Raw genomic sequence first — 7,265 nt, 5'->3', positions numbered from 1 at the left:
GGCTCCAGCCAGACCCGCAGCGTGTGCTCGAGCCCGGTGCCGACCGCTGCGTCCTGCTCGCGCAGCGGCGCCAGGCGCGACTCCGCCACCAGCCGCGCCTCGTCGGTCGCCAGCGCCGTGAGGATGTTCGCACCCACGGTGTCCGCGTAGCGCACGACGGCCGCAGACGCGGGTTGCCGCAGGGCCGTCAGCGCCTGGGCGTGCGCACGGGAGAAGACCGCGTAGCCCTCGGGGCCGGAGACTCCGATGCGGATGCCGAAGCGCTCGGCGACCTCGTCCAACAGCCCCTCGTCGCCCGAGGACACGCACATCGTCAGGCCCTCGGGCGACTCCGCCAGGAACGACACCGTGCCGTGGTCCGCCCGGCGCCGCTCCCACCAGTCGACCAGCGGTCCGGCCGGGGCGTCGGCGGCGACCGCCACCACGATCGGTGCCGGAGGGAGGGCGCCGAGCACGCGGCGGGCGAGCGCGGGGTCGTCGGCCAGCAGCGACTGCAGCAGCTGGGTGTGCAGGCGGCGACGGCTCCTGGCGAGCTGCTCGCTCTGCTCCAGCGCCAGTCCGGCCATCGCGATCACCGAGGTCACGACCGACCGGGCCTCCGCGTCCAGCGTCTCGGCGGCGACCGCGATCACCCCGCGCAGGTGCCCTCCGCGCCCGACGGTGAAGAGCATGAAGGTGTGTGCGTCGATCGTGAGAGACTGCCCCGCCTCCAGTCCACGGCCCAGGATCTCCAGCACGCGGTCGGCGAGCAGATCGAGCGTGGCGGTGTCGACCGCATCACGCGGATGGGCGAACAGCAGCGCCCCTGCCGCGTCGTACATGCCCGCCCAGACGTCGAGCCGGCGGCCGAGCTCCGCGACGATCGCGTCGAGGCCGCGCGGGCGGAGGGCGGCGAGGGCGAGCGCGCGCTGCGTGTCCAGCGCCCAGGAACGGCGGACGTACGCCTGGGCCGCGATGGCCTCGGAGTGTGCGCGGGCGACGGCGATGAACGGCGTGCGGTAGGGCACCTCGAACAGGGGGATGCCGTATGCGGCGCAGGCGGCGATGAGCTCGTCCGGGATCCCGGAGCGGTGCACCTCGGTGCCGAAGCCGAGCCCGAGCACGCCGCGGTCGGCCAGCCGCCCGACGTAGGAGGGGATGTCCGCGGCGCCGTCGAACTGCGTGCCCGTGGTGAGCAGCGCCAGATCCTCGGACAGGAAGGGCGTCGGGTCTGCGAGGTCGGAGCCGTGCACCCACCGCAGCGGCCGGTCGAGGGCGCCGTCGGGCAGGGCGTGCTCGTCGGACACGAGCGTCAGGCCGAGGTCTCTGCGCTGGAGCAGGGACCGCAGCGTGGGGGCGTCGGTGGGGGCCATGGGCTTCCGGTTTGTACGAGGTGGCGAATCCGCTGCTCAGATTGTACAGGCCGGCGAATGCGACCCTCCCGGCGGCGGTCGTACGCTCGCGACATGGCACTCCTCGACACCGCAGCACCCGCAACCCCCCTCGGCGGCCCCGACCTCCCGCAGGAGCGTCGCCTCGTCACGGAACTCCCGGGCCCGCGCTCGGCCGAGGTCCTCGCCCGCAAGGCCGACGCCGTCGCCGCCGGTGTCGGCCACACCGTGCCGGTCGCCGCCGTCGCCGCGGGCGGCGGAGTGGTCGTCGACGCCGACGGCAACTCGCTCATCGACCTCGGCTCCGGCATCGCCGTCACCACGGTCGGCAACGCGCACCCCAAGGTCGCCGCGGCCGTCGCCGCTCAGGCCGCGCAGTTCACCCACACGTGCTTCATGATCTCGCCCTACGAGTCGTACGTCGGGGTCGCCGAGGCGCTGAACCGGGTCACCCCCGGCGACTTCGCCAAGAAGAGCGCGCTGTTCAACTCGGGCGCCGAGGCGGTCGAGAACGCGATCAAGATCGCCCGCAAGCACACCGGACGCCAGGCCGTCGTGGCGTTCGACCACGGTTACCACGGCCGCACCAACCTCACGATGGCGCTGACCGCCAAGTCGATGCCGTACAAGAGCGGCTTCGGCCCGTTCGCCCCCGAGGTGTACCGCGCCCCGATGTCGTACCCGTTCCGCGACGGCCTCGAGGGCGCGGAGGCCGCAGCCCGCGTGATCCTGCAGCTCGAGAAGCAGATCGGCGCGGACAACCTCGCCGCCGTCATCATCGAGCCGATCCAGGGCGAGGGCGGCTTCATCGTCCCCGCCGAGGGCTTCCTCCCCGCGATCGTCGAGTGGTGCCGCGCGAACGGCGTGGTGTTCATCGCCGACGAGGTGCAGACCGGCTTCGCCCGCACGGGGCACATGTTCGCGAGTGAGATCTTCGGCATCGAGCCCGACCTCATCACCACGGCCAAGGGCATCGCGGGCGGCCTGCCGCTGGCCGCGGTCACCGGTCGCGCCGAGATCATGGACGCCTCGCACTCGGGCGGCCTCGGCGGCACCTACGGCGGCAACCCGATCGCGTGCGCCGCGGCCCTCGCCGCGATCGACGTGTTCGAGAACGACGGCGTGATCGAGCGCGCCCGCGAGATCGGCGAGATCCTCATCGGCCGCCTCACCGCGCTGCAGTCCGACGACGCCCGCATCGGCGACGTGCGCGGACACGGCGCGATGGTCGCGGCCGAGTTCGTCGACCCCGAGACCAAGGCCCCCGACGCCGCGCTCACCGCCGCGGTCGCGAAGGCCTGCATCGCGCAGGGCGTGATCGTGCTCACGTGCGGCACCTACGGCAACGTCATCCGCTTCCTGCCGCCGCTGTCGATCGGCGACGAGCTGCTGAACGAGGGCCTCGACGTCGTCGCGCAGGCGCTCGCCTCGGCCTGACCCCGCTGTCCGGCCGCGTCCCCGGATCGGGGGATTTCGGGACGCGGCCGGTACTTCATCCCCCACATCCCCCGACGACGAAGGAGTTGCAGATGGCTGAGATCACTCGCGACGTGCTGATCGTCGGCGCCGGAGCCGCAGGGCTCACGGCCGCCAACGATCTGCGCAAGGCCGGCCTGTCGGTCGCCGTGCTGGAGGCCCGCGACCGCGTGGGCGGCCGGCTGTGGACCGACGTGATCGACGGCGCCATGCTCGAGATCGGCGGCCAGTGGGTGTCGCCCGACCAGGACGCCCTGAAGGACGCGATCGAGGAGCTCGGGCTCGAGACCTACAGCCGCTACCGCGAGGGCGACAGCGTCTACGTCGGCCCCGACGGGCAGGCGCACCGCTTCACGGGCGAGATGTTCCCGGTGTCGCCGGAGACCGAGGCCGTGATCGCCCGCATCACCGGCATCCTCGACGCCCTCGTGGCCGAGATCGACCCGGACAAGCCGTGGGAGCACCCGAACGCGGCGGAGTGGGACTCCATCTCGTGGGACGCCTGGCTGCGCTCGCAGACCGACGACGACGAGGCCGTACGCAACCTCGCCTTCGCCACCGGCTCGGCGATGCTGACCAAGCCGACGCACTCCTTCTCGCTGCTGCAGTCGCTGCTCATGGCGGCCTCGGCCGGCTCCTACTCGAACCTCGTCGACGCCGACTTCATCCTCGACAAGCGCGTGGTCGGAGGCCTGCAGCAGGTGCCGCTGCGTCTCGCCGAGCGCCTGGGGGAGGACGTGCTGCTGAACCAGCCCGTCCGCAGCCTGGAGTGGTCGGATGACGGGGTCGTGGCGACCACCGACGACCTCACGGTCCGCGCACGGTACGCGATCCTCGCGCACGCCCCCATCCTCTACAACCGCATCTCCTTCGTCCCGCCGCTGCCGCGTCGCCAGCACCAGCTGCACCAGCACCTGTCGATGGGCTTCGTCATCAAGGTGCACGCCGTCTACGACCGGCCGTTCTGGCGCGAGCAGGGCCTGAGCGGCACGGCGTTCAGCCCGTACGAGCTCTCGCACGAGGCGTACGACAACACCAACCACGGCGACGAGCGCGGCACCCTGGTCGGCTTCGTCTCCGACGCCAACGCCGACGGCGTGTTCGAGCTGTCGGCCGAGGAGCGCAAGGAGCGCATCCTCGAGTCGCTCTCGCACTATTACGGCCCGGAGGCCAAGAACCCGGTCGTGTACTACGAGAGCGACTGGGGCAGCGAGGAGTGGACGCGGGGCGCGTACGCCGCGAGCTTCGACCTCGGCGGGCTGCACCGCTACGGCGCCGACCTGCGCACGCCGGTCGGACCGATCCACTTCGCCTGCAGCGACATGGCCGGAGCGGGTTACCAGCACGTCGACGGGGCGATCCGCATGGGCCACCTCGTCGCGGCGAACATCGTCGACGCCCGCCGCGAGGCCGGCGCTCCCGAGAGCATCGGCTGATGACCGGCTCGGTCGTCGTCGGCTACACGGCGACGGACGCGGGGGCGGACGCCGCGGCGCTGGGCGCCCGGCTGGCCCGCAGCATCGGCGCGACGCTGCACCTGGTGATCGTGCTCCCCACCGAGGGCACCCGCAGCGCGGCCGTCCCGCCGGAGCGCGCGTATGAGGACGTGATCCGCACGCAGGCACGGAAGTGGCTGCAGGACGCGGTCGTGCGGCTCCCGCAGGAGCTGGTGCGCAGCGGCCACGTGCGGTTCTCCGAGTCGTTCGCGGAGGGGCTCATCGCGGCGGGCGAGGAGTTCGACGCGAGCGTGATCGTGATCGGCACCGCGGGCGGCGGCCTCTTCGGCCGTCACCGCCTCGGCAGCGTCGCATCCGAGCTGCTGCACTCCTCGCCGATCCCGGTCGCCCTCGCGCCGTCGGGGCTCGCGCAGCAGGACGACCACGTGCTCCCGCGCGTCACGGTCGCGGTCGGCACGCGTCCGGGTGCGGAGGGCGTGCTCGACCAGGCCGTCGCCCTCGCCGGGGCGGCCGAGGTCTCCCTGCGACTCGTGTCGCTCGTGCCGTTCGACGTGCCGCCCGGCCTCGACACCGGCGCGATCCGCCTGGCCGGCAGCGAGCACGCCCACCGGGTGCTCGCGGTCGCTGCCGAGCAGCTGCCGGACGGCCTGGGCGCCGTCGTCGAGGAGGCACCGGGCGAGACGGTCGAAGACGCCGTCGCCGGGCTCTCCTGGCTCCCCGGCGAGGTGGTGCTGGTCGGCTCGAGCCGCCTGGCACAGCCGCGCCGTCTGTTCCTGGGCTCCACGGCGGCGAAGATGCTGCACGAGCTGCCCGTTCCCATGATCGTCGTCCCGCGCACCCGCAACGAAGCAGGAGACCGCTGATGAGCAGCACCAACCGGGCGACGGAGCCCGCATCCGGCGTCACGACCGGCATCTCCACGAAGGGCCTGAGTGCCGGCACCGTCGGCCTCATCGGCGCCGTCGTGATCGGCATCTCGTGCATCGCCCCCGCCTACACGTTCACGGCCGCCGTCGGCCCCACCGCGTCCGAGGTGGGCGCGCAGATCCCGGCGATCATCCTCGTCGGCTTCATCCCGATGCTCCTGGTGGCCTTCGGCTACCGCGAGCTCAACAACCGCATGCCCGACTCCGGCACGTCCTTCACCTGGGCCGCCCGCGCGTTCGGACCCTGGGTGGGCTGGATGGCCGGCTGGGGCCTGGTCGTCGCGACGATCCTGGTGCTGTCGAACCTCGCCGGGGTCGCCGTCGACTTCCTGTTCCTGCTGCTGTCGCAGATCACGGGCAACGCCGGGATCGCCGACCTGGCCGGGGTGACGTGGATCAACATCGGCGTGTGCCTGCTGTTCATGCTGGGGGCGACGTGGGTGTCGTACCGCGACATGCAGACGACGCAGAAGCTGCAGTACTGGCTGGTGGGCTTCCAGATCCTGGTGCTGGTGTTCTTCGCGGTCGCCGCGATCGCCCAGGCCGTGAGCGGCAACGGCTTCGACTACCAGCCGTTCGACCTCAACTGGTTCAACCCGTTCGCGATCTCGTCGTTCAGCGCCGTGGCGGCCGGTCTCTCCCTGTCGATCTTCATCTTCTGGGGCTGGGACGTCACGCTCACCATGAACGAGGAGACGAAGGACCCGGAGAAGACGCCGGGCCGCGCGGCCACGGTCACCGTGCTCACGATCGTCTCGCTGTACCTGCTCCTCGCCGTCGCGATGATCATGTTCGCGGGCGTGGGCACGGGCGAGCTCGGCCTCGGCAACGGTGACATCCAGGAGAACGTGTTCTTCCACCTCTCCGGACCGATCCTCGGGCCGCTCGCGTTCCTCGTGTCGCTGGCGGTGCTCACCAGCTCGGCGTCGTCGCTGCAGTCGACGTTCGTCGGTCCGGCGCGCACCCTGCTCGCGATGGGCCACTACGGCGCCCTGCCGAAGTCGTTCGCGAAGGTCAGCCCGCGGTTCTTCACCCCCGGCTACGCCACGATCGTCTCGGCCATCGTCGCCTCGGCGTTCTACGCGGTCATGCGCGTGGTCAGCGAGGACACCCTGTGGGACACGATCCTCACGCTCGGCATGATGATCTGCTTCTACTACGGCATCACCGCGTTCGCGTGCGTCTGGTACTTCCGCAAGCAGTGGTTCGACTCCGCGCGCAACGTCTTCTTCACGTTCCTGTTCCCGCTGGTGGGTGGCATCATCCTCGCGATCCTGTTCTTCACCACGCTGATCGACTCGATGGACCCGGCCTACGGCTCGGGGTCGGAGATCGGCGGCGTCGGGATCGTGTTCATCCTCGGGATGCTGATCATCGTCGTGGGCATCGCGGTGATGATCTGGAACGCGATCCGCCGCCCGGCGTTCTTCCGCGGACAGACGCTGAGCATCGACGCGCCGCCGAGCCGGCGTCGTCGCCCCTAGCCCCCACTCACAGAAAGAGAACCCATGAGCACTCAGACCGAGCAGGCGCTGCTCGACAGCATCCCCACTGGACTCTTCATCGGCGGACAGTGGATCGACGGCGAGACCGGCGCCACGTTCGACGTCAAGGACCCGGCCACGAACCAGGTGATCCGCACGATCGCCGACGCCACGCCCGCCGACGGCATCCGGGCGCTCGACGCCGCGGTGGCCGCTCAGGACGAGTGGGCCGCCACCGCTCCGCGCGTGCGGAGCGAGATCCTGCGCCGCGCGTTCGACCTGGTGCAGGCGCACAAGGAAGACCTGGCGCTGCTGATGACCCTGGAGATGGGCAAGCCGCTCGCCGAGGCGCGCGGCGAGGTCGCGTACGGCGGCGAGTTCCTCCGCTGGTTCAGCGAGGAGGCCGTGCGCATCAGCGGTCGCTACGGTCTGAACCCGGAGGGCACCGGGCACATGATCGTGTCGCAGCGCCCCGTCGGGCCGTCGTTCTTCGTCACCCCGTGGAACTTCCCGTTCGCGATGGCCACCCGCAAGATCGCGCCGGCGCTCGCC

Annotated in this window: 6 protein-coding genes; 5 read left to right on the top strand and 1 reads right to left on the bottom strand. The window is 71.5% G+C overall.

The features are described from left to right. A partial coding sequence (locus tag DW299_RS10065) for a PucR family transcriptional regulator (RefSeq protein WP_136036502.1) occupies positions 1–1,352 on the bottom strand: 1,352 nt, incomplete at its 3' end. A gap of 93 nt (positions 1,353–1,445) precedes the next feature. Between DW299_RS10065 and gabT the strand changes: the two genes are divergently transcribed. From gabT to DW299_RS10040, 5 genes are all read left to right on the top strand, one after another. Next, positions 1,446–2,807 carry a 4-aminobutyrate--2-oxoglutarate transaminase gene (gabT, locus tag DW299_RS10060; protein ID WP_205814365.1) on the top strand — a complete coding sequence of 454 codons (1,362 nt, stop codon included), beginning with the start codon at positions 1,446–1,448 and terminating at the stop codon, positions 2,805–2,807. A 92-nt stretch (positions 2,808–2,899) separates the two neighbouring features. Beyond that, positions 2,900–4,282: a flavin monoamine oxidase family protein gene (locus DW299_RS10055; protein ID WP_136029586.1), complete on the top strand. Its 1,383-nt coding sequence runs from the start codon at positions 2,900–2,902 to the stop codon at positions 4,280–4,282. Next, positions 4,282–5,166 (top strand): universal stress protein, encoded by an 885-nt coding sequence (locus tag DW299_RS10050; RefSeq protein ID WP_136036501.1) that lies wholly within the window; start codon positions 4,282–4,284, stop codon positions 5,164–5,166. Before DW299_RS10055 ends, DW299_RS10050 begins: the two co-directional genes overlap by 1 nt. After that, positions 5,166–6,713: an APC family permease gene (locus DW299_RS10045; protein ID WP_136036500.1), complete on the top strand. Its 1,548-nt coding sequence runs from the start codon at positions 5,166–5,168 to the stop codon at positions 6,711–6,713. Before DW299_RS10050 ends, DW299_RS10045 begins: the two co-directional genes overlap by 1 nt. A 24-nt stretch (positions 6,714–6,737) precedes the next feature. Continuing rightward, positions 6,738–7,265 (top strand): aldehyde dehydrogenase family protein (locus tag DW299_RS10040; protein ID WP_136036499.1); only part of this gene is annotated, 528 nt, incomplete at its 3' end.

This window comes from Microbacterium sp. K35, assembly GCF_004794375.1.
GTDB classification, from domain to species: Bacteria; Actinomycetota; Actinomycetes; order Actinomycetales; family Microbacteriaceae; genus Microbacterium; species Microbacterium sufflavum.
The sequence above is the reverse complement of the archived record's forward strand: the minus strand, read 5'-3'. Positions and strand labels throughout refer to the sequence as shown.

Coding starts and splice junctions, on each gene's coding strand:
- gabT (WP_205814365.1), top strand. CDS start 1,446: ATGGCACTCCTCGACACCGCAGCACCCGCAACCCCCCTCGGCGGCCCC.
- DW299_RS10055 (WP_136029586.1), top strand. CDS start 2,900: ATGGCTGAGATCACTCGCGACGTGCTGATCGTCGGCGCCGGAGCCGCA.
- DW299_RS10045 (WP_136036500.1), top strand. CDS start 5,166: ATGAGCAGCACCAACCGGGCGACGGAGCCCGCATCCGGCGTCACGACC.
- DW299_RS10050 (WP_136036501.1), top strand. CDS start 4,282: ATGACCGGCTCGGTCGTCGTCGGCTACACGGCGACGGACGCGGGGGCG.